This is a genomic window from Polaromonas sp. P4_H1, from assembly GCF_056400945.1.
On record NZ_JBFUKG010000017.1, the window covers coordinates 90,699 to 116,223 of the forward strand.

Genomic DNA, 25,525 nt, shown 5'->3' on the forward strand with positions numbered 1-25,525 from the left:
TCAATCTTTCAGGGGCTGGAGGGTGTCGGCGTTCATACCCAGCTGATCCATCCAGCGGGCCAGGGCCCGCTCATTTTCATTGCCAGAGGCATAGATCGCTTTCATCGCGGCATGCGCTTCGGGCCTGTGCTGGTTGATTTTCAGCTTGCACTGCACGTCGGTCACCTGCAGCTCGAACGCCACAATACCGGCCAGCATTTTCTGGGCAAACTCGTCACCCAGGCCGCGCCACTGTTCGGCATAAGGCGGCTCATGGTCACCGATCAGCTTTTTTAGCAGGCGGTCTTTGCCCTCGGGCTCTTCAATCAGGCTTGACTGGACGGTGCAGTGCACGGCGAGGTAGTTCCAGGTCGGTACACGCGCCAGGTCGGGGTAGACCTTGGGCGACATGTATGCGTGCGGACCGAGAAACGTTGCCACAGCCTGCGGGCGGGCCTGCAGGTAACGCCAATGCTGATTCGGCTTGGCCACATGGCCCAGCAACACCAACTGGCCGTTTCGCTCTTCCAGATGCAGCGGCAAATGGGTGACGTAAGGAAGACCCGTGTCATCCACGCTGATCAGGCTGGCGAAGGGATGGTCCTTGATCAGCGCCGCGGCCTGCGCGCGGTCGCCCTTGAATTGGGGGGACAAGTACATGTCCCAAAGCATAGGCGAAAAATGGCAGCGTGGCTTGTCACACCGAGAAGGCCTGAACCTTGGCTCATCCCTCCGGTGGGGAGCTCTTGCCTGTGATCCGTCAGCCGTGCAACGGCCAGCGTGCGAGGGCCACATGCCGGGTTTTACCGAGCAGGCTGTGCACGAGGACGAACTCGCGCGCGGTCCAGTTGATCGTCTCGACGGCCTGCTCGGCGACACAGTGGTCATCGTAAAGCAAGGTCACGTGTGGCGTGTAACCCGGTTTGGCCCAGCGCCCGAGCCCGGCCTTGTTCATTGCCATCCCCAGCGCCTGCTGGAATTCCATCAATGCGGCGAGGCCATCGCCCCCGCGCAACACGAAGGGCCGGTTGCGCGGGGCGCTGGAGAAGCTCGCCGTGCGGTCGAACGCGACCTCGAACGGCGCCATGCTGGTGACGGCCGTTGCCGCTTTGTCCGCCATGGCGACGACGTCACGCGGCACACCCAGGTAATCGCCAAGGTGATGCAAGGTGACATGGAAACGCTCCGGCGCGAGCGGCCGGCCATGTAATTCATGCTCGCCGCGCAGCTGCTGCGCAAGCTGTGCGATGCGCGCGGAGGCGTTCGCGTCGGGGAAGATGGCAAAGAACAGCCTGTCCGTCGGCTGCTGCGGCACGGCATCGAACCCCGGTAATGACGATTGCTCGGGCATGGGGTCAGCCCTTTATTCCCACTCGATCGTTGCGGGCGGCTTGCTGCTCACGTCGTAAGTGACGCGATTGATGCCGCGCACTTCATTGATGATGCGGCTGGAGACCTTTTTGAGCAAGGCGTAAGGCAGTTCCGCCCAGTCGGCTGTCATGAAGTCGCTGGTCTGCACAGCGCGCAGCGCCACCACATAGTCGTAAGTGCGGCCGTCGCCCATCACGCCCACGCTTTTCACCGGCAAGAAGACGGTAAAGGCCTGGCTGGTCAGGTCGTACCAGGTCTTGCCGGACTCGGCATCCTTGAAGTTGCGCAGTTCTTCGATAAAGATGGCATCGGCCCGGCGCAGCAGGTCAGCGTACTCTTTTTTGACTTCGCCCAGAATGCGCACACCGAGGCCCGGCCCGGGGAAAGGATGGCGATACACCATGTCGTGCGGCAGGCCCAAGGCCACGCCCAGCTCACGCACTTCGTCCTTGAACAGCTCACGCAGCGGCTCGAGCAGCTTCAGGCCCAGCTGCTCGGGCAGGCCACCGACGTTGTGGTGGCTTTTGATGGTGACGGCTTTTTTGCTCTTGGCGCCGCCGGACTCGATCACATCGGGGTAAATCGTGCCCTGAGCCAGCCATTTGGCACCTTTGTGCCCGCCGTCGCCGGCCTTGAGCCTGGCCGCCTCGGCCTTGAACACTTCGACAAACTCGCGGCCGATGATCTTGCGCTTGGCCTCCGGCTCGCTGACACCGGCGAGATGCCCCAGAAACTGGTCGCTGGCATCCACCCGGATGACCCTGGCGTGCAGCTTGCCGACAAACATGTCCATGACCATGTCGCCCTCGTTCAGCCGCAGCAGGCCGTGGTCGACAAAGACACAGGTCAGCTGGTCGCCGATGGCGCGGTGAATCAGGGCCGCCGCGACGGATGAGTCGACGCCGCCCGACAGGCCGAGGATGACTTCCTCATCGCCGACCTGCTGGCGGATCTTCTCGACGGCTTCGCTGATGTAGTCGCCCATGACCCAGTCCTGCCGGGTGCCGCAGATGTCGAGCACAAAGCGCTTGAGGATGGCATTACCCTGCTTGGTATGCGTGACTTCGGGGTGGAACTGCACTGCGTAGAAACGGCGGTCTTCATCGGCCATGCCGGCGATCGGGCATGAATCGGTGGAAGCCATGAGCTTGAAGCCTGACGGCATTTCGGTGACCTTGTCGCCGTGGCTCATCCAGACGTCGAGCATGCCCTGGCCTTCGGGCGTGGTGTAGTCGGCGATGTCCTTGAGCAGCGCCGTGTGGCCGCGAGCCCGCACGTCAGCCGAGCCGAATTCGCGCTTGTGCCCGCCTTCGACCTTGCCGCCCAGCTGGTGCGCCATGGCCTGCATGCCGTAGCAAATGCCCAGCACGGGGATGCCCAGCTCGAAGACCGACTGGGGCGCCTTGTCGGTGGTTTCTTCGTAGATGCTGGCATGGCTGCCAGAGAGGATCACGCCTTTGAGCGCGCCGTCTTTGGCGTAGTTACGGACCCATTCGTCGCTGACGTCGCAAGGGTGGACTTCACAGAACACATGAGCGTCGCGTACACGGCGGGCAATCAGCTGGGTGACCTGGGAGCCGAAATCGAGGATGAGGATTTTCTGGTGTTGCATTTGATTGAGTCAGTTGCTACGGACAAGGGCAAACCTGGGGAAACGTGAAAGCCAACTGCGGCCGCCGCGCCGGGCCGCCCCAAGCAAGGCCAGCCCCCTCGGGGGGCAGAGAGCTACACGAAGTGAGCGAACGTGGGGGTCACATCAATCGGCCCGATAGTTCGGCGCTTCCTTGGTGATCTGCACGTCGTGGACATGGCTCTCGCGAATGCCCGCGGAGGTGATTTCCACAAATTCGGCCTTGTTGCGCATGTCGTCAATGGTGGCGCAGCCGCAGTAGCCCATGCTGGCACGCAGGCCACCGGCCATCTGGAAAACGATGGCGACCATGGAGCCTTTGTAAGGCACGCGGCCTTCGATGCCCTCGGGCACCAGCTTGTCGGCATTGGGGTTGCCTGTGCTGGATTCCTGGAAATAGCGGTCCGCACTGCCCTGCTGCATGGCTCCAATGCTGCCCATGCCGCGGTAGCTCTTGTAGCTGCGCCCCTGGTACAGGATGACTTCGCCCGGCGCCTCTTCGGTACCTGCGAACATGCCGCCCATCATGACGGTATTGGCGCCCGCGGCAATGGCTTTGGCGATGTCGCCGCTGTAGCGGATGCCGCCATCCCCAATCAGGGGAACGCCGGTGCCCCGCAAGGCCATTGCCACGTTGTCGATTGCCATGATCTGCGGCACCCCGACACCGGCAACGATGCGGGTGGTACAGATGCTGCCGGGGCCAATACCCACCTTGACGCCATCCGCACCGGCTTCTGCCAGCGCCAGCGCGGCGGCGCCGGTGGCGATATTGCCGCCAATGACATCAACCTGGGGGTAGTTCCGCTTGACCCAGCGCACGCGGTCGATCACGCCCTTGCTATGCCCATGGGCGGTATCCACCACGATGGCGTCCACCCCAGCCTTGACCAGCGCTTCAACGCGCTCTTCGGTGCCCTCACCCACCCCGACGGCGGCGCCCACGCGCAACTGGCCATGCGCATCGCGCGCGGCATTGGGGAAAGTGGTTTGTTTGGTGATGTCCTTGACGGTAATCAGGCCCTTGAGCTCGAAGTTGTCATTGACCAGCAGCACGCGCTCCAGGCGGTGCTTGTTCAAAAGCGCCTTGGCATCGGCCAGCGAGGCGGTTTCGGAGATGGTGATCAGGCGCTCGCGCGGCGTCATGATGGTGCTGACCGGCACATCCATACGGGATTCGAAGCGCATGTCGCGCCCCGTCACAATGCCGACAACCCTGCCGCCATCGATCACGGGGAAGCCGGAAATGCCGAGCTGCTCGCTCAGGGCCATGACCTGCCGTACGGTGTGGGTTGGGGTGATGACCACCGGGTCACGTAGCACACCGCTCTCGTAGCGCTTGACTTTTGCCACTTCTGCGGCCTGCTGCTGGGGCGTCAGGTTTTTATGGACGATGCCGATGCCGCCCTCCTGCGCGATGGCAATGGCTAGCCGGGCTTCGGTGACCGTGTCCATGGCCGCCGACACGAGCGGCAGGTTCAGGCGGATGTTGCGGGAGAACTGGGTGGAAAGTGAAGTGTCCTTGGGCAGGACCTGGGAGAACGCTGGCACCAACAATACGTCGTCGAAGGTGAGCGCTTTGCCGAGTAGGCGCATAGGGATAGCTCCAAAAACACGATTGTACCCTTGTCCCAAAAGCCCTCGGTACTAACCCTTGTGCCCATTTTTTGCCCAAGTTGCAAAAATACAGCATGCTTGGCAAACATGTGGAAACCGCACCCGGCAGCGCTACACTGACCGGATGGACTTCAAACTTGCTTCAAAAACCCTGATTTTGGCGCTTGCCGGCGCATCATTTGCGCTCACGGCGGCGGCCCAATGGCAATGGATCGACAAGGACGGCCGCAAAGTCTTTAGCGACCGCTCGCCGCCAGCCGACATCAAGGAAAAAGATATTTTGAAACGGCCTGGCAGCAGCACGCGAATGGCCGCCACAACAGTCCCTGCCCCCGCGGCCGAGGCGGCCGTGTCGCCCGCTGCGGCAGCGTCGGCAGCAGGCAAGGCCGGCGCACCCCAGCTGTCAGGCAAGGATGCTCAGCTGGAGGCCAGGAGAAAGCAGGCGGAAGACGAACAAGCCGCCAAAAAGAAGGCTGAAGAAGAGAAACTCGCCAAGGTCAAGGCTGAAAACTGCGATCGGGCCAAGCGTGGCCTTGTTACCTTCGATTCAGGTGTCCGGGTATCCATCACCAATGCAAAAGGTGAACGGGAATTCATGGATGACAAGGCCCGCGCTGCTGAGACCAAACGGCTGCAGGACATCACTGCTGCCGATTGCAAATAAGGCGAAGTTTATGGACCTGCGGGCCAAGCGCGGTAAACACATGCCATCCCCGCAAGAATCCTCCTGTCGGGATCACATTTTCCCCCGTCAGTAACCTGCTTTACCGCCAGTGCGGGTTTTGACAAACAGGCCCGCCGTCCTGGCCCCCTGCCGTTTAAACCGCTCGCGCCGTGCCACTTTGGGATCTACCTGCAGACCGCGGTAGATTTCCAGCCGGTCTGAGTCGCGCAAGGTGTGGCCCAGGCTGGTTTTTCGACCCCAGATCCCCAGCACGAGGCGGACATTCCGCAGCGATGGAAATTCTTCAAAAATGCCGCAGGCCGCCAGCGCCTGCGCTACGGTGGTGCCCGTCGCAAGCTCAAGAACCCATTCGCGGACCTGCCGGGGGCCAGGTGAATAAACAAGCCAGATTTTCATGCCATTCTTGACGCCCACTCGGCCCGTCACGTCAGGTCGCGCCACGCAATGGTTCAGACCTCACCGTAGACATCGGCAGCCCGTTTGACAAAAGCGTCCACCAAGCTGCCGGCAATCTTGTCGAATACCGGGCCCACCAGCGCCGCCAGCGCGGCATTGTCAAAGTCGTAGCGCAAGGTGAAATCGACTTTGCAGGCACGCTGGCTGCCGTTACCCAGCGGGTGAAAGTCCCAATGGCCATCCAGTTTTGAAAAAGGCCCGTCTACCAGCTTGAGGCTGACCTTGCGGTCTTTTTCGTGGGTATTGCGCGTCGTGAAGCTCTGCGACAGGCCGGCGATGGAAATGCCCACCTTGGCGGTCATGCCGTCCTCGGTTTCATCAAGTACCGCGGCCTGGTCGCACCAGGGCAAAAACCGGGGATAGCTGGCGACGTCGGTGACCAATGCAAACATTTCGGCTGCGCTGTACCAGATCAGAACGGACTTGTGAACAGTTTTCATACAATCAAAGGCTGGGCGCAATTGTATTAGCCGATGGCGCCCCTACCTTTTTAGCCATGGCCACCAAAGAAGCACCCTCCTCCAAAAAAACAGCCGCGGCGTCATCCTCCGGAAAGTCCGACTCCAAAGCGTCCGCCAAGGCAGCAGCGGCCGCAGTGCGTATTGCCGACAACAAGAAAGCTATTTTCAACTACCACATCGAAGAGCGCTTTGAGGCCGGCATGGTGCTCGAAGGCTGGGAGGTGAAGTCTGTGCGCGAGGGCAAGGTGCAGCTCACCGATGGCTATGTGGTGATTCGCGGCGGGGAGCTCTTCATCATCGGCTGCCAGATCAACCCGCTGGGGACGGCATCCACCCATGTTCGCCCCGATTCAGTGCGGACCAAAAAGCTGCTGATGCACAAGGACGAGATTCGCCGTCTGGTCGGCAAGGTCGAACAGAAAGGCTTCACCCTGGTACCGCTGAACATGCACTGGAAAGCGGGCAAGGTGAAGTGCGAGATCGGCCTGGCCAAGGGCAAGGGCGAGCACGACAAGCGGGACACCATCAAGGACCGCGAAGGCAAGCGCGAGGTGGAGCGCGCGATGAAGTCCAGAAGCCGATAAGCGGTCAGTGCCGGGTAAATAAGTCTTGGTCAGGCTGCTGCTTCCTGACAAGCTATTTGGTAGCAAATGGCAGAAAATTTGGCGGCAAGCAGGAGCAACGCGGCCATGTGGCGATTCATCTTCAACACGCGTGGCCTGCAGCAATTTGAAATCTGGAAATTTGAAATCTGAAAATGCGGGATACAAAAATATCCCGCATTCACTTATGGCACCCGATGTGACACCCGGTTTGGCACCTGGGTCATAGAGTGGAGCATTGCTGCAAAGAGGCACGGAAAATTCTTGCGAAAGTTCCTGTGATTTCATCTGGACTGACCTGATTGGTCGTGTCTGTCAGCACCACGTTCGTGTATTTGACGCAGGCTAACACCATGTCCTGGCCAGAGGGGCAGGAGAACGTTCCAGATGACGGAGGGCCAGCCAGAAGACTGCCTTGGACGCGTCCATTTTTGGCCTTGAATGTGCCCTCTGCAACATCCAGGGCCGATGGGCCCACCTTGTTGGTCGCTGAAGGGTTCTTCCCGCCCTTGTTAAAGCAAGCGTACACAGCAGCACCATTTGCAGACAGTGTGTAGTTCACATTTCCGTTACCGAGGCCAGTCTCATCGAAAGACACCACAAGGGCGCCGTCGCTGTTGACACTGGCTTCTGCACTCATGAAATGGGCGGCTGCCAGAGCAGAAGCAGCAACGACAGCAAGCGCCGTTGCTAGTAACAATTTTCTCATTTCAACCTCCACGTAATAAGCATTTACTACATTGAAAAACTTACCTTTATCTTCCCTTTATCCTTCGCACGAAGACCACTTCTGCCACGCTCACATCCTGTGAGTTTTTGACAGCTTGTGTCCATGCAGCGAAGAACAATCCAATCCTAGAATTCGAACTTTTGGCTCGCAATACTCCGAATCGAGTATTGAAAGATCTTGCCCGCCAAGCTCCGCTAACCCGCATATTTCACGCGGCTCCCCAAGGTAGGCTGGAACCCGATTTTGCGGGGGATGAGGTCATCGCTCGGGCCACAAAGATGCGGACAAGCATTTGTTTGTTTTTGTGTTTGGCGTAAGTCGCAATCGCCTCAACCTCGGCCTGGATTGCAGGCCATTTTTGGTGTCAACGCGCGGGCCTGGCACTTGCCGGGAGTTCAGGGTGAGCAAAGTGGGCTCACGGCGTGCGCGAAGATGTCAGTGCCAGACCGTTGGAGGCCAGGCGGCCGCTCCCTGGCCCAGCTCTGCGCCGCATCCGCGGCCGTCCTGGGCGTGCTCCCGATTTCCCGAGAATTTCCGTCGCAGATCAATCACAAAAGCTATCGCGCGGGTGCGACGGATTGTGTCCTCTGCAACAAGCTGTACTCCGAACGGATGATAGCGCATCACCCCCCCCTGTTACTACCATTTCATTAATGCAGGAGTCTTTTGAGTCCTGTGTTGCCCGGGCGCAATGCCAGGCTGAGATTTGTAACTTTACTAACTGTAGCAAGGAGGAAGGTCATGAATACACTTTCGGTTACCCATGTCTGTCGCCGGCTATTCGGTGCTATCGCCGGCGTGCTTATTGCTGTGGCGCTGGGAATAACGCCGGCGCATGCAGTTCTGAATGATGGCTTCTTTGAGCTGGACGGTAACACCGCGGATCCGTCGGGCGCCAGCCTGCCGGACGACTGGAACAGCTTTCCTGCCGGCCAGGGACACACAACGCGAATTACGAATCCAGACCTGAGCTTGGGTCCATTCCTCGGAATCATCAACGATACCAATCCGGCGGTGTTCCGCAACGGTTCCAAGGATATCCAGGACATCAGCGCCTGGCGGTATGACCTGGGCTCTTCGCCGCCCAAAGACGACATGCTCCACGCCTACGCGGCCGCATATACCGCCACCACCACCACCGCCACCACCACGGCCGGTGACCTGCTGATTTACTTCGGCGCCGACCGCTCCAAGTTTAGCGGCACGGCAAGCCTGGGCTTCTGGTTCTTCAAAAATCCGGTGGCAAGGAATGACGCGACAGGCAGCTTCATCAACCCCATCACCAACGGGCCAGCGACGCATGGGGAAGGAGATGTACTGCTGGCTTTCGAGTACACCAATGGCGGCGCAGTAACTGATGTCCATTGGTATAAATGGACCTCCGGTGCTCTGCTGGATATGGGAACGATCGGGGTTTCGCAAACCAACGTCGCCGGGGTGTCCTGCGACTCGAACGACAAGCTCTGCGGCTCCACCAACGGCGGAAACCTGACCGTTCCCTGGAACGGCACGATACAGGCGGGGCAGTTCTTCGAAGGCGGTGTGAATATCCAGAAACTGTTGCCAGGCAGCGACTCCTGCTTTTCTGCGTTCATGGCAACCAGCCGGTCGTCGGATCAGCCCAATTCTGCGATCAAGAACTTTCTCCTGTCGAGCTTCCCGGTGTGCCATTTGGCAGTGACCAAGGTGTGCTTGGGCGCCGAGTTCCAGTCGGCTACCAATACGATATTGAATACCGTCGGAGGCAGTGTCGTGAATGATGGCGGCGGGCCCCTGACGAACATCACGGTGGGCGACAACCCCGCGTTCGATGCAGGCACCTTTGGATTCTTCACCTGCAACAATGGTTTGCCGACCGCAACACCCCAGAACCCCGCCACGCTGGCAGCCGGTGCTTCGATATGCTACAAGGGTCAACACACTTCCAATACCGTGTCAACACTTGACACGGTGACCGCAAGTGCATCGACTGGTTCTGGCACGGTGTCAGGCACGGCAAGTACCACCTGCACCGCAACACCTCCCAACGCAGGCCTGTCCGTGACGAAGATCTGCGACGTGGACCTGGAGCTTGTGAGCGGCAAACTTGCGCTGAAAGTCAACTACAGTGGTTCAGTGACCAATGGCGACCTTGCCTTGACCGGGGTGGAGGTTTGCGAGGCTCATGAGCAGACCTATACAGGGACTCAAACGCCGTGCGATGTTACCCACACCACGCATACCATCGGCAACCTGGCTGCGGGTGCGTCGGCCCCTTACAGTGGGTCTTACTACCCAACGCAGGCGTTGACAGCGGGAGGCCTGTCGACACTGGCCGATCCGGAACTGACCGTGTTCAAAGACCAGGTCATGGCCCGTGGAACCAAGCCGGCAATTCTTGGCGGAGGCATCCAAAACTCAGCGCCAAACGAGGCCACATGCCCGCTGTGCAAGTAATTTCATAGCGATTTGGCATTGATCCAAGCCAACCGGGGATGGCGACTGAAGAAGTCGCCATCCCCATTTGGTCAACTTGTTGAACGCATTGGATTGAAGAGGTATCGCCATGGATCACAAGTCAGGCTGGAAACCTTTTACAGCACTGTTGGTAGCGCTGACCATCATCGGTGGGTCGTCATGGTATGTGACCAGGCAGAACGCCGGGAGCACCAGCCATGAAGTCCCGGCAGTGGTTTCGAATGGGCAGGCTCCTGCTGACACAGGGGGAGAAAAATCCGCCATGCTGGCGTCGCCTTTTGGCCTGCAGGGGCAAAAGACAGAAACGGCTGGCGTCACCGGTCGCTGGATCGGTGGGCTGGATGTTGGCGGTGGAAACAGGGTGCAAGTCAGCTTTAACCTGCGGGCGACAGACGGCCAACTGACCGGAACGGCCACTTTTCCGGTCGGTGAAGGCAGCATCGAGGACGGCAAAATCATGGGCAACCAGTTGTCGTTTTCCACGCGTCACCGGCTGCAGTCGACGGGGCAAATCCTGGTCACCAGATTCGCAGGCGAAATGTCCGACGGCACGATAGCCCTCCGGATGCATACGGAAGGCGGTGAAAGCCGGTTCACCATCAATCAGGTTTCACGTTAATGCGGAATCGATGGTCGACCGCGTGTGAGAGGCATGAATGGCGTGCGCTTCATTGCATGGAAATTGTGCCCTTTATCACAAAATGTCTATATTTTTTCAAAAATATGTAACCATTTTCGCCTGGATATGGTAACGAAATCTATTCGGGACTAGAGTTCAAAAGTGAAGGAAAAAGAGAGGGATCGGCTCCAAAGTCACCCGCCGGGTCCGATTTTGGATAGCGATCAACACATCATGTCCACCATCACCGTACTGAATATCAGCGACGACATCGTCCTTCATGAGTCCTGGCGAACTGCGTTGGCCCCCCACGCCGACCTTAACCTGATGGACGGAGTCAGAAATACCCTGCAGCTCCTGCGCGTCACGCGAAGCGTGACACCGGACGTTTTTCTACTGGATTGGCGCTTTCAATTCGACGACGGATCGCCACTCCTGCCTCGAATACACATGATCAGCCCGGAAACAAAAACCATCCTGTTTTGTGACGTGATGGGCCACCGCGAGGTTGTTGATGCCGCGGCACATGGCGTCAAAGGTCTGGTCCCCAAAAAATCACCGCCGGAGCAGTGGCTGAAGGCCATTCGGGTCGTCCATGGTGGAGATATCTGGATCAATCGCAAACTGATGGCAGAAGCGCTGGAGGTGCTGTCGCATCGACCCGGCCACCACAACTTGTTGGCTGAACTGGAGCCCGGGATTCTGACGAAAAGGGAATGGGAAGTCGTTCATTGGGTCGGCATGGGCATGACCAACAAGGAAATCGCCCGGGCGATGACCATCAGTGATAACACGGTGAAAACCCACCTGCAGCATGTCTTCGGCAAGCTGAAAGTCGGACGGCGCCTGCGTTTGCCGATAGACGACGCCGACCCGGTTTTGGCCTCTACTTACTGATGTGGGCCGGCGGGCAGGCTGGCGGCTGAGTCGGCCTCGAGCCTGCTTATTCCCGCGGTGGTTTCCTCGCCGTTTTCCCTGCCTGGCGCACGGAAGTCGCAACCGGCCGGTAGCATCCCTTCGCCTTCGCCTTCGCCTTCGCCTTCGCCGGACCCAGGCGCAAAGCCTGGGCGAGCGGACGACTCAGCAAAGATCGCGTAGCGGGTGCAGTTCTGCACTCCAGGGGCTGGCAAAAAAGGCATCTGTCATGCCCGGCTTCACGTCCTCAATGCGTGGCGGACTCCAGCGGGGCTTGTAGTCCTTGTCGATGGCCAGTGCGCGTATGCCCTCCACCGTCTCGCTTTGTGCGCCCGGATGCAGGTGAAAGCAGTGATGCACCATGTCCCGCTCCATGCGTAAATCGTCGGCCAGGTTCATACCGCGTGCCTTGCGAATCTGTTCCAGCGTCACATGCAGCATCAAGGGCGATCGCATGCGCAGCTTTGCCGCGGTTTTCGCCGCCCAAGGATCGTCGGCCGCCTCCAGCGCGTCAATGATGTGCTTCACGCGGGGCAAGGAAAAATAGGCATCGATTTTGTTATCGGCCATTATGGGATGAACATTTTCTGCTACTAATTCAGCAGCAATCCACTCCTCTGCATCAGTGGCCGAGGTGAAGACCCGGCTGCCCAGATCGTTCCACAGGTCTGGCAGCCGGGCGGCATTGCACTTGATGTCCGCCAGGCCAAAGGCTATCGCTTCGTCGGCGCCGATCACTTCACCGGTCAGCGCCAGGTACTCGCCGGCATGGCCCGGGCAGCGACTCAGGAAGTAGCCGCCCCCGACGTCCGGAAACAGGCCGATCTGGGTCTCGGGCATGGCCATTTTGGTTTTCTCGGTCACGATACGGACTTTCGCGCCTTGACTGATGCCCATGCCGCCGCCCATCACAATGCCATCCATGAAGGCGATGTAGGGCTTGGGATAGGTATGAATCAAGTGATTGAGGGCGTATTCCTCGGTAAAAAAATCGTCCAGGGCCGGATCCCCTGCCAGCGCAACCTGGTGAAAAAACCGGATATCGCCGCCAGCACAAAAACCGCCAAAGAGGCTTTCCGGGCTGCCCGGCCGGCCAATCTTGTTGGTGCCGCGGATCGCCACCAGCAGAACAGACGGGTCGTCCCGCCAGGCCCGCAGGATGCCTGAAAGATCCCTGACCATTTGCAGCGACAAGGCGTTGAGCGCCTTGGGCCGATTCAGGGTGATAAGCCCGGCGCTTCCGCGCCGCTCCACAAGAATGTCACTTTTCACTTCTGCGCCTGCCGGCCCTGTTATCACGCCCTTCTCGCCCATGTGTCCCTCACTCACGTGCCCCTCACCGCTGTTCTTTTCACTCATGCTCTTTGCCTCCATCCAACCAGTTCATTGATGACCAGCGCAGCGATCACCAGCGCCCCACCCGTCAGTACGCTGGCGCCGGGCACTTCATTGGCGCCGATCCAGGCCAGAAGAATGCCAAAAATCACTTCCAGCAAGGCCAGCAAGGCCACTTCCGGGGCTTTGAGTACACCGGCGCACAGTACTGACAGCACGCAGGGAATAGCCAACTGAACCAGCCCCAGCAGTGCCAGCAAGCCCATGTCATGCGGGGTGGCGGATAAAGGAAATGACAACGGCAGGGTCACGACCGAGGAAATCACCGCCCCCAAGAGCACAGCGGGGACCAGGTCAATTTTCTGGCCATGCGCATAGCTGTGTTGCACAACGGTCCAGTTGCTGGCACCGGCCAGTGGCACCAGCAGCGCCACCAGGGTTCCGCCGAGATGACTGGCCAGGTCCATTTGCCCCCCGTACATCCAGGCAATGCCGGCGCCGGCCATGGCTATGGCGAACCATGTCCGCGGGGGGATGCGATGGCCGATAAAGATGCGGGCCAGCAGCGCCGTCAGGAATGGGCCAATCGCCATGGTCACCAGCACATTGGCCACGGTGGTCAGCGTGAGCGCCACCATGAAGGCCGTGAACATCACGCTCCAGCAAATACCCGAGAGCCAGAACGTGAAGCCGCCCTGGCGGATCTTTGAAAACACGGCCCTGCCCTGAAAGACAGGCAGGATCACCAGCAGCGAGATCACGGTGAAAAAGCTGCGCCAGAAGGTGATTTCAAAGCTGCGGGCGGATTCCAGGTGGCGGGTAACAACCCCGGCGATGGACCACATCAGGGTCACACCAACCATCAGCACAACAGCGCGGGAATGCGTGAGTTTCATGAATGCCATTAGCCAGTGAGCCCGTGATATGGATGCAAAGATAGAAGAGCCGCTGTCATGCAGCGGCTCTTTTACGTTGCCGATTCAATGCCCTGTCAAGGCCGCCGCAGCGGCAGCCTGGCCTTAGCGGCCTGCGCGCTTGCGATCGCTTTCCTTCAGGTGGCGCTTGCGCAGGCGGACGGACTTGGGCGTGATTTCAACCAGTTCGTCATCCTCGATGAACTCGACACCGTATTCCAGCGTCAGCTCAATCGGTGGCGTGATCTTGATGGCATCTTCCTTGCCGGACACGCGGAAGTTGGTCAACTGCTTGGTGCGTGTGGCGTTCACCACCAGGTCGTTGTCGCGGCTGTGAATGCCAACGATCATGCCCTCATACACCGGGTCGTTGGCCCTGACGAACATGCGGCCGCGGTCATCCAGCTTGCCAAGGGCGTAGGTGAAGATTTCGCCGTCGTCCATGGAGATCAGCACGCCGTTTTTACGGCCGCCGATGTCGCCCTTGTGCGGCTCGTAGCTGTCGAAGATGTTGGAGATCAGGCCAGTGCCGCGCGTCAGGTTCAGGAATTCATTGGTGAAACCGATCAGGCCACGCGCCGGGATGCGGTATTCCAGACGCACACGGCCACGGCCGTCCGGCTCCATGTTGACCAGTTCACCCTTGCGCTCACCCAAGGCTTGCATCACGCCACCCTGGTGCTGGTCTTCGATGTCGGCGGTCACCATTTCGATGGGCTCGTGGCGCACGCCATCCACATCCTTGAACACCACGCGCGGCTTGGACACAGCCAGTTCGAAGCCTTCGCGGCGCATATTTTCCAGCAAAATGGTCAGGTGCAGTTCGCCGCGACCCATGACTTCAAAGATACCTTCTTCGTCGGTTTCCTTGACGCGCAGGGCCACGTTGTGCTGCAGTTCTTTTTGCAGGCGGTCCCAAATCTGGCGGCTGGTGACGTACTTGCCCTCACGGCCGGCCAGCGGGCTGGTGTTGACGCAGAAGTTCATGGTCAGGGTCGGTTCATCGACCTTGAGCATGGGCAGAGGCGCCGGATTGGCCGGGTCGGTGATGGTCACGCCAATGCCGATGTCAGTGAGGCCGTTGATCAACACAATTTCGCCTGGACCGGCGTCCGTGGCCTGCACGCGCTCCAGTCCCTGGAAGGTCAACACCTGGTTGATCCGGCCCTTGACGGCCTTGCCATCCGGGCCTTCCATCACCACGACGTCCATCATGGGCTTGATCGTGCCCTGGCTAATGCGGCCTACGCCAATTCGCCCCACGAAGGTCGAAAAGTCGAGCGCAGAAATTTGCAACTGCAGCGGCGCTGCTGGATCGCCTTCCTGGTGAGGCACATGCTTGAGGATGGTATTGAACAGGGCCGACATGTCGGGCCCCCACTGTTCGTTTGGCGGACCCTCTTCCAGCGAAGACCAGCCATTGATGCCCGAAGCGTAGACCACGGGAAAATCCAGCTGCTCATCGGTGGCGCCTAGCTTGTCGAACAGGTCGAATGCGGCATTGACCACGTAATCGGGGCGCGCACCGGGCTTGTCCACCTTGTTCACCACCAGGATGGGCTTCAGGCCCAGGGCCAGCGCTTTCTTGGTCACAAAACGAGTCTGGGGCATGGGGCCTTCCTGCGCATCGATCAGCAGCACCACACCGTCAACCATGGACAAGGCGCGCTCCACTTCGCCACCGAAGTCCGCGTGGCCGGGGGTGTCCACGATGTTGATGTGCGTACCTTCCCAGGTCACGGCGCAGTTCTTGGCCAGAATGGTGATGCCACGCTCTTTTTCGATGGCGTTGTTGTCCATCACGGTGTCGACCACTTTTTCATGCTCGGCAAAGGTGCCGGACTGACGCAGCAATTGGTCAACCATGGTGGTTTTGCCGTGGTCAACGTGGGCGATGATGGCGATGTTGCGGATTTGCTTATGACTCATGGTTCGCTTTCTAAAAACTTCTAATCGGTGGCACTAAACCGTTGCGGCGCTTGCCGCAGGGTTGGAAATAACAGGCGGACTCGGGGCCAGCATGTCCTGGATTTCAATCGGGCTGAGCAAGCGCCCCGGAATCAACTCGTCGGCCGTGACGTGGGCCGAGCCGAGAAAAGCCGCCGGGTCGCTACCGTACACCTGCACCAACGCCGCGTCCGGACCCCATTGGCCGGGGCTGCCGCGACGGCGCAGGCCGCTCAAAAAGCGCCCTGCATTATCGGCATCGAGTGTGACAACCGGATAGTTGGCGACGAGCGACTGAACTGGCAGCAGGCAGGCTTCGCGCTGCTGCTCGCTCATGGCTTCCAGCGCCGGCAGGCCCACGCACTGCGAAGCGACGTAGCCGCCGGTCTCCAGCCGCCTCAGGGACCCGAGGTGAGCGCCGCAGCCGATCGCCTCGCCGATGTCTTCACCAAGCGTGCGAATGTAGGTGCCCTTGCTGCACGTCACTGTGATTTTGATAGCTGCCGGCGCCCGCTCGTCATGGGTCAGAGCCATATCCAGCTTGTAAATCGTGATGTGGCGCGCTTCCCGCTCCACGTCTTCGCCTTTGCGCGCGTATTCGTACAGTGCCTTGCCGTCTTTCTTGAGCGCGGAATACATGGGCGGAATCTGCGCCAGCGGGCCGGTAAAACGCCGGGTCAGGGTTGCGAGCAGTTCGGGCGTGATCTCGGGAACGGGGCGCGTCTCGATGACGTCGCCCTCGGCATCGGCCGTCGTGGTTTTCCGGCCCAACAGGAGCACGGCTTCATACGTCTTGTCGGCGTCCAGCTGGATCTGGCTGAATTTGGTCGCTGCCCCAAAGCACAGCGGCAGCACGCCAGTGGCCAGCGGATCCAGCGTACCGGTATGCCCGGCCTTGTCGGCGCGCAACAGCCATTTGGCTTTTTGCAGCGCCTGGTTGCTCGACAGGCCCAGCGGCTTGTCGAGCAGCAACACGCCGTGCACGGGACGTCGCTGAATTTTCTGGCGATGAGTAGAGGTTTGCGTCATAAAGTTTCGACAGGCTCAGCGAACGGGACTCACCCGAGCGCTCCGTTGGCACCGTTGTCCCTGAACCTGTCATCAAGGGGAACGGCGCGAACTCAGTCGTCTTGTGCGCGGGAAGAAACCGCCTTGGCAATCAAGGCGTTCATGTCTGCCGCACGTTCAGTGGTGCGGTCAAAGTGGAAATGCAGGGTGGGCACCGTGTGCGTCATCAGGCGCTTGAACAGGCCGTTGCGCAGAAAGCCGGCGGCCTGATTGAGCGCTTCTTCGCACGCTTTGGGATCGCCGACCAGCACACTGAAAAACACCTTGGCGTGCGCATAGTCGGGCGTGACTTCAACCGCCTGAATGGTCACCATCCCGACCCGCGGGTCTTTCAGCTCGCGCGCGATCAGCTCCGTCAGATCCCGCTGGATCTGATCGGCAACGCGGAAGCCGCGGTTGGGGGTGGATGACTTTTTACGCATGGAACAAAGGTCTGGACTTGCAATGATCAATCAGGGCGCCCGCCAGCCCCAAAGGGCCGGCCGACTGCCTGTTTTTCTTACAAGGTACGTGCCACTTCCTTGATCTCGAAGAACTCCAGAATATCGCCTTCCTGGATGTCGTTGTAGTTCTTGATGTTCAAGCCGCACTCGAAGCTTTCCTTGACTTCCTTGACATCGTCCTTGAAACGCTTGAGCGAGTCGAGTTCACCGGTGAAGATGACCACGTTATCGCGCAGCAGGCGCAATCTGGCCGTGCGACGAACAATGCCCGCGGTGACCATACAGCCGGCAATCGAGCCGATCTTGCTGACCTTGAACACCTGACGGATCTCGGCGGTACCGATGACTTCTTCCTTCTTGTCGGGCGTCAGCATGCCGGACATGGCGGCCTTGAGTTCGTCCACAGCGTCATAAATGATGTTGTAGTAGCGAATATCAATGCCGTTGTTCTCGGCTTGTTTACGCGCCAGCGCATCGGCACGGGTGTTGAACCCGATCAGCACGGCTTTCGACGCAATGGCCAGGTTCACGTCGGATTCGGAAATACCGCCGACGCCGGAGTAAACCAGCTGAACCTTGACCTCATCGGTCGAGAGCTTGAGCAGCGACTGCGCGAGCGCCTCCTGCGAACCCTGCACATCGGCCTTGATGATGATGGGCAGCATCTTGACCTCGCCGGCCGAGATGTCGGAGAACATGTTTTCCAGTTTGGAAGCCTGCTGCTTGGCCAGCTTGGTATTGCGGAACTTGCCGGCGCGGTAGGTGGCAATTTCGCGGGCGCGGCGCTCGTCCGTCATCACCATGAATTCATCACCGGCCTGCGGCACTTCGGTCAGACCCTGAATCTCCACCGGAATGGAAGGACCCGCGGTCTTGATCGATTTGCCATTCTCGTCGAGCATGGCACGCACGCGGCCATAGGTCGAGCCGGCCAGCACCACGTCACCGGTTTTCAATGTGCCGGACTGAATCAGCACGGTAGCGACCGGACCCCGGCCCTTGTCGAGCTGGGCTTCAATGACCAGGCCCTTGGCCAGTGCCTCCACCGGTGCGCGGAGTTCTAGCACCTCAGCCTGCAGCAGCACCTGCTCCAGCAGCGTGTCGACACCTTCGCCGGTACGGGCTGATACGCCCACGAATGGAGATTCGCCGCCAAACTCTTCCGGAATGACTTCTTCGGTGACCAGTTCGCCCTTGACCCGGTCCATGTTGGCATCAGCCTTGTCGATCTTGTTGATCGCCACCACGATGGGAACGCCGGCTGCCTTGGCGTGCTTGATAGCCTCCTTGGTTTGCGGCATCACACCATCATCAGCGGCCACCACCAGAATCACGATATCGGTCGCCTGCGCGCCACGGGCACGCATGGCGGTGAACGCCTCGTGACCCGGCGTGTCCAGGAAGGAAATCATGCCGCGTGGCGTTTCCACGTGGTACGCACCAATGTGCTGGGTAATGCCGCCGGCTTCACCCGCAGCCACTTTGGCACGGCGGATGTAGTCGAGCAGCGAGGTTTTTCCGTGGTCCACGTGACCCATGACAGTCACCACAGGCGCGCGCGGCAGCGCTTCTGCCTGCTGGCCCTGCATGTCGTCATCGGTGAACGCTTCCGGATCATCCAGCGCGGCGGTAATCGCCTTGTGGCCCATTTCCTCCACCACAATCATGGCGGTATCCTGGTCCAGCGGCTGGTTGATGGTGACCATCTGGCCGAGCTTCATCAGGTGCTTGATCACCTCGGACGACTTGACGCTCATCTTGTGCGCCAGTTCTGCCACGGTGATGGTTTCGGGCACGTGAACCTCGATCACCTTGAACTCTGTCGGCGCGACGAAGGTGGACTCGGGACGGGCATCACGATCGTTGCTGCGGCGGCCACGCGGACCGCTGCGGAAATTGCCGCGTCCGGGAACCACCGGTGCCCCACGACTCGGAATGCCCTTTTTCTTGGCTGCGTCGTCTTTCCAGGTCGAAGAGAGATTCTCCGACTTGACTTCCTTTTTACCGGCCGCACCGGGCGCGGCGGGTGCCCCTGCAGTTGCAGCGGGCTTGGCGGCACCTGGCACAACAGCCGGCTTGTGCAAGGTGCCCTTCATGGCGACCTTGGGATCCACATGGGGAACCAGCACGCGCTTGGGCGCAGACATCATCGCCCGGATACCCGCGGCTTCTGCCTCGGCCTTGCGGCGGCGCTCCTGCAGGTCCTGGACCTTGGCGGCATCCGCCTGAAATTCTGCCGTGGCCTTGGCTTTGGCTACAGCTTGCACAGCTGCCGTATCGGCAGCTTTGGTCGCCTCTTCTGCCGCGGCCGTCTCGGCGGCCCGGGAAGCTTCGGCACTGGCCGGCTGGACCACTTCTTTGGCTTTTCCGGTCGCGGGCTTGGCTTTTCGGGCGGCCTCTGCCGCTTCGGCGGCAGCCTTTGCGTTTTGCGCCTCTACCTGGCGTTCCAGTTCGCGGGCGGCCTCTTTGGCATCCTGCTCTTCACGCAGCCGGCGCTTTTCCGCCAGTTCTTCTTCCTGGCGGCGCAGCAGCTCGGCATGGCGGCTGGCTTCTTCTTCGCGGCGAACCAGTTCGGCGTCATCGATCACGGGTGCCTGCGGAGCAGCAACCACTTCAGGCTGAACTTCCTCGGCAGGCAGGTCGGAGCCGTCCTCGCGCTTGACGAACGTGCGTTTTTTGCGCACTTCCACCTGGATGGTACGGGCCTTGCCGGTGGCGTCAGCCTGCTTGATCTCCGTGGTGGATTTCTTCACCAGCGTGATTTTTTTGCGTTCGGCCGTCACGGTGCCATGGCTGGCCTGCAGGTAGCCGAGCAGTTTTTGCTTGTCAGCTTCAGACAGGTGGTCGCCGGCCTGCGCCTTGGCGACGCCCGCGCTGGTCAATTGCTCGATCAGGGTGGCGGTGGATTTATTCAATTCAGCTGCGAATTCAGCGACGGTAGTGGTACTGGACATATTTGGTTTTCCTGGCTGGCCTCCATGATCATTGCTCTTGGGCCGTTGCAGGTGCAGCGGTGTCACCTGCGTCATTGGTAAACCAATGGGCACGTGCAGTCATGATCAGGGCCTTGGCTTCGTCCGCAGACTGGCCGGTGATATCGGTGAGTTCGTCCACAGCCAGATCGGCCAGGTCGTCGCGGGTATGGATACCCGCTTCAGTAAGTTTGGCGATCAGCTCGGGCGTAATGCCTTCAACGTCACGCAGGTTTTGCGAAACACCTTCGGCATTTTCTTCCTTGGCGATTTCCATCGTCAGCAATGCATCTTTGGCGCGGGTGCGCAACTCATTGACCGTGTCTTCATCAAACGACTCGATCTCGAGCATTTCCTGCAGCGGCACATACGCGACTTCTTCCAGGCTGGTGAAGCCTTCGGAGATCAGGATGTCGGCGATTTCCTCGTCCACATCGAGCTTTTCCATGAAGAGCTTGCGGCTGGTGTCGGTTTCGGTAGCCTGCTTCTGGGCCGACTCGTCGGCCGTCATGATGTTGATCTTCCAGCCTGTCAGCTCTGCGGCCAGGCGCACGTTCTGGCCACCGCGGCCGATCGAAATGGCCAGGTTTTCTTCATCGACCACGACGTCCATGGCGTGACGCTCTTCGTCCACCACGATGGACGATACATTGGCCGGCGCCAGTGCGCCAATCACGAACTGGGCCGGGTCTTCGCTCCACAGCACGATATCAACGCGTTCGCCGGCGAGCTCATTGGTCACGCCATTGACACGGGTGCCACGAACCCCGACACAGGTGCCAATGGGATCCACCCGCTTGTCGTGCGACAGCACGGCGATCTTGGCGCGCGAACCGGGGTCACGGGCGCAGGACTTGATCTCGAGCAGGCCCTGCTCAATCTCAGGCACTTCCTGGCGGAACAGCTCGATCATGTACTCCGGGGCGGTACGCGACAGGATGATGGGGGCACCGCGCAGGGTGGTGTCGACTTCCATGATCATGGCGCGGACCCGGTCGCCGGCGCGCAGGTTTTCCTTGGGGATCATGTCGCTGCGGCGCAACCGCCCCTCGACACGGCCAGATTCAACAATGATGTCGCCCTTGTCCATGCGCTTGACGGTGCCGACAAAAATCTTGTCGCCGCGCGACATGAAGTCGTTGAGCAGCATTTCGCGTTCAGCATCGCGGATTTTTTGCAGGATGACCTGCTTGGCGGCTTGTGCGCCGATGCGCCCAATAGGCAGGCTTTCCACCGGTTTTTCGATGTAGTCGCCTTCTTCAATGTCGGGAATTTCTTCGCGAGCGTCGCTCACCAGCTCTTCAGCTTCCGGATTTTGCAGGCCGGCTTCGTCAGGCACCACCAGCCAGCGGCGGAAAGTCTCGTAATTGCCGCTGTCACGGTCGACCACCACACGGATGTCCACGCCGTCTTCGTACACCTTTTTGGTAGCCGACGCGAGCGCAAGCTCGACGGCCCCAAAAACGACGTCACGTTCAACATTTTTCTCACGCGAGATGGCATCAACCAACATCAACAGTTCGCGATTCATTTCACAAGCCTGCCTTTCTAAATTATTTCTCTGTAGATTTATCCGCACTGGGGACAATTTTGGGTTTCCGGCCCTTGAAATCAACCACCGGCGCCAGACGCGCCTGCTGAATCTCGTCGAGCGTGAAACCCAGCGCCTGCAGGGGTGCGGGGACCTTCTTTTTGCTGACTTTCTGGCCGGGTTTGACGGCGGGCTCATCGCTCCACACAATCTGCCACCCGGTCATGCCATCCTTGGGTTCGGCCCGCTCCAGCGTGCCGCGGAATTTCTTGCGGTTGGCCGACACGACCGAACCGGCGCTGGCTGCCACACCAATCGGCGCCTTGAGGGTGATGTCAACCAACTCACCGGCAAAACGCTCAAAATCTTTTTCGTTGCGCAGAGGCCTGTCAATACCCGGCGAGCTGACTTCCAGCCGCGAATAATCGGCGCCCTCGACTTCCAGCACGAACTGCAACTGGCGCGTGACCTTCTCACAGTCTTCCGCATTGATGAACTGCTCGGCACCGGAAACGTAGGGCATGTCAATCGTGACACGCAGCAAACCACCGCCGGTACGCTCGACTTCCACCAGCTCGTAACCCAGTCCCGTAACAGTTTGCTCAATCGTTTCTTGCAAGGCCATTCAGTTGTCTTAAAACCAGTCTGTAAAAACAAACGCCCAAAAAAAATGGGCGGTGAAAACCCGCCCATTTGGTCGTGAAGGACATATTGTAACTCTTACCGTCCTTCCATGCAAACAAATTTCGTGCCTGGATTGATCGGGACAACCCCTTATGCTGGGTGACGGTCAAAACAAGGCAATGGGCTGTTCGGGCTATTCGCAGTAGTTCCACTTGCCTTGGACATCGTCCCCGCGTCCGGCTTGCCATTTACCAATCCCTGTTTGCCCGGTCAGCCCTCGCGCCGCTGGCGCATAAAGAGGTCCTATGGAAAAGATTCCATCAAGTCATTTTGTTCATGAATTTCTATAAATATCAATTAGTTATTTCGTATATTTAAAGTAATTTATCAAGATATATTTCAGGCTTGCGCCACCAGCACGCGAGTGTAGGGGTGACGGGGGGCATCCAGAACCTCACGGACCGTGCCGGACTCCACCACCTCGCCGTCTTTCATCACCATCACCTCATGGGCCATCGCGCGGATCACATCAACGTCATGGGTAATCAAGAGATAGCTCAGCCCCCGTTCGCGCTGCAGCCGCTGTAGCAGCGACAAAACCTGTTTCTGGATGGTCACGTCCAGCGCGCTGGTCGGCTCGTCCAGCACCAGCAGGCCCGGATTGATGATCAGCGCCCGTGCAATCGCCAGCCGCTGTCGCTGCCCGCCCGAAAACTCATGTGGGTAGCGCTGCAGCAATCCCGGAAACTGCGTCTCGCTCATGCCCACGTCCGCCAGGGATTGCGACGCGCGCGCCTGCACTTCAACCTCACTCAACGAGGGTTCATGGACCCGCAGGCCCTCCTCCACGATCGCGCCTACCGTCATGCGCGGGGACAGGGAGGAAAACGGGTCCTGAAAAACCACCTGCACTGCGCGGCGAATCGCCTTGTTGCTGGCGGCATTGCGGCTCCAGGACTGGCCTGCTGCCTGCAACGTCCCGGAAAAGGGCAGCAAACCCAGGCTGGCCAGGGCCAAGGTTGATTTGCCGGAACCTGATTCGCCTATGACGCCCAGCGTCTGGCCCGGCGGAATATCGAAAGTGGCATCTTTCACGGCCACAAACCCACCGCTTTTGAACCAGCCCCTGAAGCCTGGAATGGCCACCGGGTAGGTAACCGATACACGGCTGGCCCGCATCATGAAAGCCCCGCCCGGACTGGACCCCATGCCCTCAACCACGTCGCGCGCCGGTCTGCTGTCGATCAATTTGCGGGTGTAGGCGTGCTGCGGGTCGGCAAACACCTTGGTGACCGTGCCCTCCTCCACCAGATATCCGTTTTCCATGACCGCCACCCGGTCCGCAAAGCGGCGCACAAGATTGAGGTCGTGTGTGATGAGGAGCACCGCCATGCCGTTTCGCTGCTGCAACTCGCTGAGCAGATCCAGAATCTGGCTGCGCAAGGTGACGTCCAGCGCTGTGGTTGGCTCGTCAGCCAGTAGCAGCTTGGGCTGGCAGGCCAGCGCCATCGCAATCATGGCCCGCTGGCGTTGCCCACCGGAGAGCTGGTGGGGAAATGAGCGCGCCCGCCTGTCAGGCTCCGGAATGCCGGTGTCTGCCAGCAATTTGATGGCCATCGTCACAGACTCTGCAGGGGTCAGGCCGCGTTTTAGCTGTACAACCTCGGCAATCTGGTCCCCAACGTTGAACAGGGGATTTAGGGCCGTCATCGGCTCCTGGAAGATCATGGCGATGTCCCGGCCGCGAATGCCGCGCAACTCGGCTTCGGGAAGGGACAGCAGATTCACCGGCCCTTGCAGACCCTCTGTTGCCGCAAACCGGGCCTGCCCGCTGATGCTGGCGTTTTGCACCAGCCGCAGCAGGCTCAGGGCCGTCACCGTCTTGCCCGAACCGGACTCTCCTACCAGCGCCAGTTTTTCTCCGGGTGCGATGGAAAAATCAATCCCATGCACGACTCTTTTGCCGGCAAAGGAAACGCTGAGGCCGTCGACTTTCAGCAGCGGATGGGCAGGCGCGGAAGATCCGCCACCCGTCGCGAAGCCCCCATCGGGCGGCAGCGCCGGATGCGCAGCGACGGGTGTGGGAGTCATAGCTCGGCCTTTCGGGGGTCCAGGGCATCGCGCAGGGCGTCGCCCATGAAGGTCAGCAGCAACAGCGTGACGACCAGTACGGCAAATGTCGATATCGAAATCCACCAGGCGTCAATGTTCGCCTTGCCCTGGTTGAGCAACTCGCCCAGCGAGGGCGTTCCCGGGGGCACGCCCAGGCCCAGAAAATCCAGCGAGGTCAGCGCCAAAATCGCCGCGCTCATGCGAAAGGGCAAAAACGTCACCACAGGCGTCATGCTGTTGGGCAGGATATGCCGCCACATGATCTGCAGATTGCTCACGCCCAAGGCCCTGGCGGCGCGCACATAGTCCATCTGGCGATTGCGCAAAAATTCGGCACGCACATAGTCGGACAAGCCCATCCAGCCAAACAGGCTGAGCAAAAACAACAGCAGCGCCACGCTGGGTGCAAAAACCGCGCTGAAGATGATCAGCAGGTAAAGCTCGGGCATGGAGCCCCAGATTTCCATGAACCGCTGGAATGCAAGGTCTGTTTTGCCACCCGCATACCCTTGAATGGCGCCGGTGATCACGCCGATCACCACACCGATCACCGTCAGCGCTAAGCCGAACAGCACGCTCAATCGAAAACCATAGATCAACTGCGCCAACAGATCGCGCCCCCGGTCGTCCGTGCCCAGCAGGTTGTCGCGTGAAGGCGCCGAAGGGTTGGGTTCTTTTGCGAAATAGTTGATCGTGCGCGGACCATAGGGATTGGGGGGATACAGCGCCCAGTTGCCCCCCTGCCCCAGCTTGTCGCGGATGAAAGGGTCCAGGTAGTCGGTGGGCGTTTCAAAATCGCCGTCAAAGGTCTTTTCCGAATAGTCTTTGAGCAGCGGAAAGTAATACTCGCCCTTGTAGCGGGCCACCAGCGGCGTGTCGTTGGACAGCACCTCGGCGAAGAGGCTGAGCACCACCAGGGTCGAAAACAGGATCAGGCTGTAAAACCCAAGCTTGTTGCGGCGAAAACGCTTCCACGCCCGCCGACCCGGACTAAGACTGACCACAGAACGGTTTTCACCAAGGCCGCCGCGGATCGGGCTCCGCCCGTCCGCCAGCG

General features: G+C 59.8%; 22 protein-coding genes. 5 read left to right on the top strand and 17 right to left on the bottom strand.

What is annotated here, in order from left to right:
* From AC1DS5_RS20095 to guaB, 4 genes are all read right to left on the bottom strand, one after another.
* The gene (locus AC1DS5_RS20095) at positions 1-639 is read right to left on the bottom strand and encodes an FMN-binding negative transcriptional regulator (RefSeq protein WP_477720023.1); all 639 of its coding nucleotides are present in this window, start codon (positions 637-639) and stop codon (positions 1-3) included.
* A 100-nt stretch (positions 640-739) separates the two neighbouring features.
* On the bottom strand, positions 740-1,330 hold the full coding sequence (locus tag AC1DS5_RS20100; protein WP_477720024.1) for a 2'-5' RNA ligase family protein: 591 nt from the start codon (positions 1,328-1,330) through the stop codon (positions 740-742).
* 12 nt (positions 1,331-1,342) lie between these two features.
* Complete coding sequence (gene guaA / locus AC1DS5_RS20105) at positions 1,343-2,962, bottom strand: glutamine-hydrolyzing GMP synthase (protein ID WP_477720025.1); 1,620 nt, start codon at positions 2,960-2,962, stop codon at positions 1,343-1,345.
* A gap of 144 nt (positions 2,963-3,106) precedes the next feature.
* Positions 3,107-4,576 carry an IMP dehydrogenase gene (gene guaB / locus AC1DS5_RS20110; RefSeq protein ID WP_477720026.1) on the bottom strand — a complete coding sequence of 490 codons (1,470 nt, stop codon included), beginning with the start codon at positions 4,574-4,576 and terminating at the stop codon, positions 3,107-3,109.
* A 145-nt stretch (positions 4,577-4,721) separates the two neighbouring features.
* On the opposite strand from guaB, the gene AC1DS5_RS20115 reads away from it, so the two are divergent.
* On the top strand, positions 4,722-5,261 hold the full coding sequence (locus AC1DS5_RS20115) for a DUF4124 domain-containing protein (RefSeq protein WP_477720027.1): 540 nt from the start codon (positions 4,722-4,724) through the stop codon (positions 5,259-5,261).
* Between the two features lie 87 nt (positions 5,262-5,348).
* Here AC1DS5_RS20115 and AC1DS5_RS20120 read toward each other — a convergent pair whose 3' ends face one another.
* Together AC1DS5_RS20120 and AC1DS5_RS20125 are read right to left on the bottom strand one after the other, a co-directional pair.
* Positions 5,349-5,678 carry an RnfH family protein gene (locus AC1DS5_RS20120; RefSeq protein ID WP_477720028.1) on the bottom strand — a complete coding sequence of 110 codons (330 nt, stop codon included), beginning with the start codon at positions 5,676-5,678 and terminating at the stop codon, positions 5,349-5,351.
* A 53-nt stretch (positions 5,679-5,731) separates the two neighbouring features.
* A complete protein-coding gene (locus AC1DS5_RS20125; protein WP_477720029.1) occupies positions 5,732-6,178 on the bottom strand; it encodes a type II toxin-antitoxin system RatA family toxin in 447 nt (148 codons plus the stop codon).
* Positions 6,179-6,234: 56 nt separating this feature from the next.
* Between AC1DS5_RS20125 and smpB the strand changes: the two genes are divergently transcribed.
* The gene (smpB, locus tag AC1DS5_RS20130; protein WP_477720030.1) at positions 6,235-6,783 is read left to right on the top strand and encodes an SsrA-binding protein SmpB; all 549 of its coding nucleotides are present in this window, start codon (positions 6,235-6,237) and stop codon (positions 6,781-6,783) included.
* 241 nt (positions 6,784-7,024) lie between these two features.
* Here the strand turns inward: smpB and AC1DS5_RS20135 are convergent, their stop codons facing one another.
* Positions 7,025-7,510: a hypothetical protein gene (locus AC1DS5_RS20135; RefSeq protein ID WP_477720031.1), complete on the bottom strand. Its 486-nt coding sequence runs from the start codon at positions 7,508-7,510 to the stop codon at positions 7,025-7,027.
* A gap of 762 nt (positions 7,511-8,272) precedes the next feature.
* Between AC1DS5_RS20135 and AC1DS5_RS20140 the strand changes: the two genes are divergently transcribed.
* The 3 genes from AC1DS5_RS20140 (at position 8,273) to AC1DS5_RS20150 (ending at position 11,504) form a co-directional block, all read left to right on the top strand.
* Positions 8,273-9,967, top strand: coding sequence for a hypothetical protein (locus AC1DS5_RS20140; protein ID WP_477720032.1), 1,695 nt, complete (start codon positions 8,273-8,275; stop codon positions 9,965-9,967).
* Positions 9,968-10,076: 109 nt separating this feature from the next.
* Positions 10,077-10,607, top strand: a complete 531-nt coding sequence (locus AC1DS5_RS20145; RefSeq protein ID WP_477720033.1) for a hypothetical protein — start codon at positions 10,077-10,079, stop codon at positions 10,605-10,607.
* A gap of 234 nt (positions 10,608-10,841) precedes the next feature.
* Entirely contained in the window at positions 10,842-11,504 is a 663-nt protein-coding gene (locus AC1DS5_RS20150; protein ID WP_477720034.1) for a response regulator transcription factor, read from the top strand.
* 183 nt (positions 11,505-11,687) lie between these two features.
* On the opposite strand, the gene AC1DS5_RS20155 is transcribed toward AC1DS5_RS20150, so the two are convergent.
* The 10 genes from AC1DS5_RS20155 to AC1DS5_RS20200 all read right to left on the bottom strand — a co-directional run bounded on the left by AC1DS5_RS20155 (position 11,688) and on the right by AC1DS5_RS20200 (position 25,523).
* A complete protein-coding gene (locus AC1DS5_RS20155; RefSeq protein ID WP_477720053.1) occupies positions 11,688-12,836 on the bottom strand; it encodes an enoyl-CoA hydratase/isomerase family protein in 1,149 nt (382 codons plus the stop codon).
* Positions 12,837-12,877: 41 nt separating this feature from the next.
* Positions 12,878-13,753: a DMT family transporter gene (locus tag AC1DS5_RS20160; RefSeq protein WP_477720035.1), complete on the bottom strand. Its 876-nt coding sequence runs from the start codon at positions 13,751-13,753 to the stop codon at positions 12,878-12,880.
* Between the two features lie 123 nt (positions 13,754-13,876).
* Complete coding sequence (typA, locus tag AC1DS5_RS20165; RefSeq protein ID WP_477720036.1) at positions 13,877-15,700, bottom strand: translational GTPase TypA; 1,824 nt, start codon at positions 15,698-15,700, stop codon at positions 13,877-13,879.
* Positions 15,701-15,733: 33 nt separating this feature from the next.
* The gene (truB, locus tag AC1DS5_RS20170) at positions 15,734-16,747 is read right to left on the bottom strand and encodes a tRNA pseudouridine(55) synthase TruB (protein WP_477720037.1); all 1,014 of its coding nucleotides are present in this window, start codon (positions 16,745-16,747) and stop codon (positions 15,734-15,736) included.
* Positions 16,748-16,839: 92 nt separating this feature from the next.
* A complete protein-coding gene (gene rbfA / locus AC1DS5_RS20175; RefSeq protein ID WP_477720038.1) occupies positions 16,840-17,208 on the bottom strand; it encodes a 30S ribosome-binding factor RbfA in 369 nt (122 codons plus the stop codon).
* Between the two features lie 77 nt (positions 17,209-17,285).
* Positions 17,286-20,183 carry a translation initiation factor IF-2 gene (infB, locus tag AC1DS5_RS20180; protein WP_477720039.1) on the bottom strand — a complete coding sequence of 966 codons (2,898 nt, stop codon included), beginning with the start codon at positions 20,181-20,183 and terminating at the stop codon, positions 17,286-17,288.
* Positions 20,184-20,211: 28 nt separating this feature from the next.
* Entirely contained in the window at positions 20,212-21,732 is a 1,521-nt protein-coding gene (gene nusA, locus AC1DS5_RS20185) for a transcription termination factor NusA (protein WP_477720040.1), read from the bottom strand.
* Positions 21,733-21,754: 22 nt separating this feature from the next.
* Positions 21,755-22,357 (bottom strand): ribosome maturation factor RimP, encoded by a 603-nt coding sequence (gene rimP, locus AC1DS5_RS20190; RefSeq protein ID WP_477720041.1) that lies wholly within the window; start codon positions 22,355-22,357, stop codon positions 21,755-21,757.
* Between the two features lie 398 nt (positions 22,358-22,755).
* On the bottom strand, positions 22,756-24,447 hold the full coding sequence (locus AC1DS5_RS20195) for an ABC transporter ATP-binding protein (protein ID WP_477720042.1): 1,692 nt from the start codon (positions 24,445-24,447) through the stop codon (positions 22,756-22,758).
* On the bottom strand, positions 24,444-25,523 hold the full coding sequence (locus AC1DS5_RS20200) for an ABC transporter permease (RefSeq protein WP_477720054.1): 1,080 nt from the start codon (positions 25,521-25,523) through the stop codon (positions 24,444-24,446). Before AC1DS5_RS20200 ends, AC1DS5_RS20195 begins: the two co-directional genes overlap by 4 nt.
* Positions 25,524-25,525: the final 2 nt, after the last annotated feature.

Coding starts and splice junctions, on each gene's coding strand:
- AC1DS5_RS20095 (WP_477720023.1), bottom strand. CDS start 639: ATGTACTTGTCCCCCCAATTCAAGGGCGACCGCGCGCAGGCCGCGGCG.
- AC1DS5_RS20100 (WP_477720024.1), bottom strand. CDS start 1,330: ATGCCCGAGCAATCGTCATTACCGGGGTTCGATGCCGTGCCGCAGCAG.
- guaA (WP_477720025.1), bottom strand. CDS start 2,962: ATGCAACACCAGAAAATCCTCATCCTCGATTTCGGCTCCCAGGTCACC.
- guaB (WP_477720026.1), bottom strand. CDS start 4,576: ATGCGCCTACTCGGCAAAGCGCTCACCTTCGACGACGTATTGTTGGTG.
- AC1DS5_RS20115 (WP_477720027.1), top strand. CDS start 4,722: ATGGACTTCAAACTTGCTTCAAAAACCCTGATTTTGGCGCTTGCCGGC.
- AC1DS5_RS20120 (WP_477720028.1), bottom strand. CDS start 5,678: ATGAAAATCTGGCTTGTTTATTCACCTGGCCCCCGGCAGGTCCGCGAA.
- AC1DS5_RS20125 (WP_477720029.1), bottom strand. CDS start 6,178: ATGAAAACTGTTCACAAGTCCGTTCTGATCTGGTACAGCGCAGCCGAA.
- smpB (WP_477720030.1), top strand. CDS start 6,235: ATGGCCACCAAAGAAGCACCCTCCTCCAAAAAAACAGCCGCGGCGTCA.
- AC1DS5_RS20135 (WP_477720031.1), bottom strand. CDS start 7,510: ATGAGAAAATTGTTACTAGCAACGGCGCTTGCTGTCGTTGCTGCTTCT.
- AC1DS5_RS20140 (WP_477720032.1), top strand. CDS start 8,273: ATGAATACACTTTCGGTTACCCATGTCTGTCGCCGGCTATTCGGTGCT.
- AC1DS5_RS20145 (WP_477720033.1), top strand. CDS start 10,077: ATGGATCACAAGTCAGGCTGGAAACCTTTTACAGCACTGTTGGTAGCG.
- AC1DS5_RS20150 (WP_477720034.1), top strand. CDS start 10,842: ATGTCCACCATCACCGTACTGAATATCAGCGACGACATCGTCCTTCAT.
- AC1DS5_RS20155 (WP_477720053.1), bottom strand. CDS start 12,836: ATGGGCGAGAAGGGCGTGATAACAGGGCCGGCAGGCGCAGAAGTGAAA.
- AC1DS5_RS20160 (WP_477720035.1), bottom strand. CDS start 13,753: ATGAAACTCACGCATTCCCGCGCTGTTGTGCTGATGGTTGGTGTGACC.
- typA (WP_477720036.1), bottom strand. CDS start 15,700: ATGAGTCATAAGCAAATCCGCAACATCGCCATCATCGCCCACGTTGAC.
- truB (WP_477720037.1), bottom strand. CDS start 16,747: ATGACGCAAACCTCTACTCATCGCCAGAAAATTCAGCGACGTCCCGTG.
- rbfA (WP_477720038.1), bottom strand. CDS start 17,208: ATGCGTAAAAAGTCATCCACCCCCAACCGCGGCTTCCGCGTTGCCGAT.
- infB (WP_477720039.1), bottom strand. CDS start 20,183: ATGTCCAGTACCACTACCGTCGCTGAATTCGCAGCTGAATTGAATAAA.
- nusA (WP_477720040.1), bottom strand. CDS start 21,732: ATGAATCGCGAACTGTTGATGTTGGTTGATGCCATCTCGCGTGAGAAA.
- rimP (WP_477720041.1), bottom strand. CDS start 22,357: ATGGCCTTGCAAGAAACGATTGAGCAAACTGTTACGGGACTGGGTTAC.
- AC1DS5_RS20195 (WP_477720042.1), bottom strand. CDS start 24,447: ATGACTCCCACACCCGTCGCTGCGCATCCGGCGCTGCCGCCCGATGGG.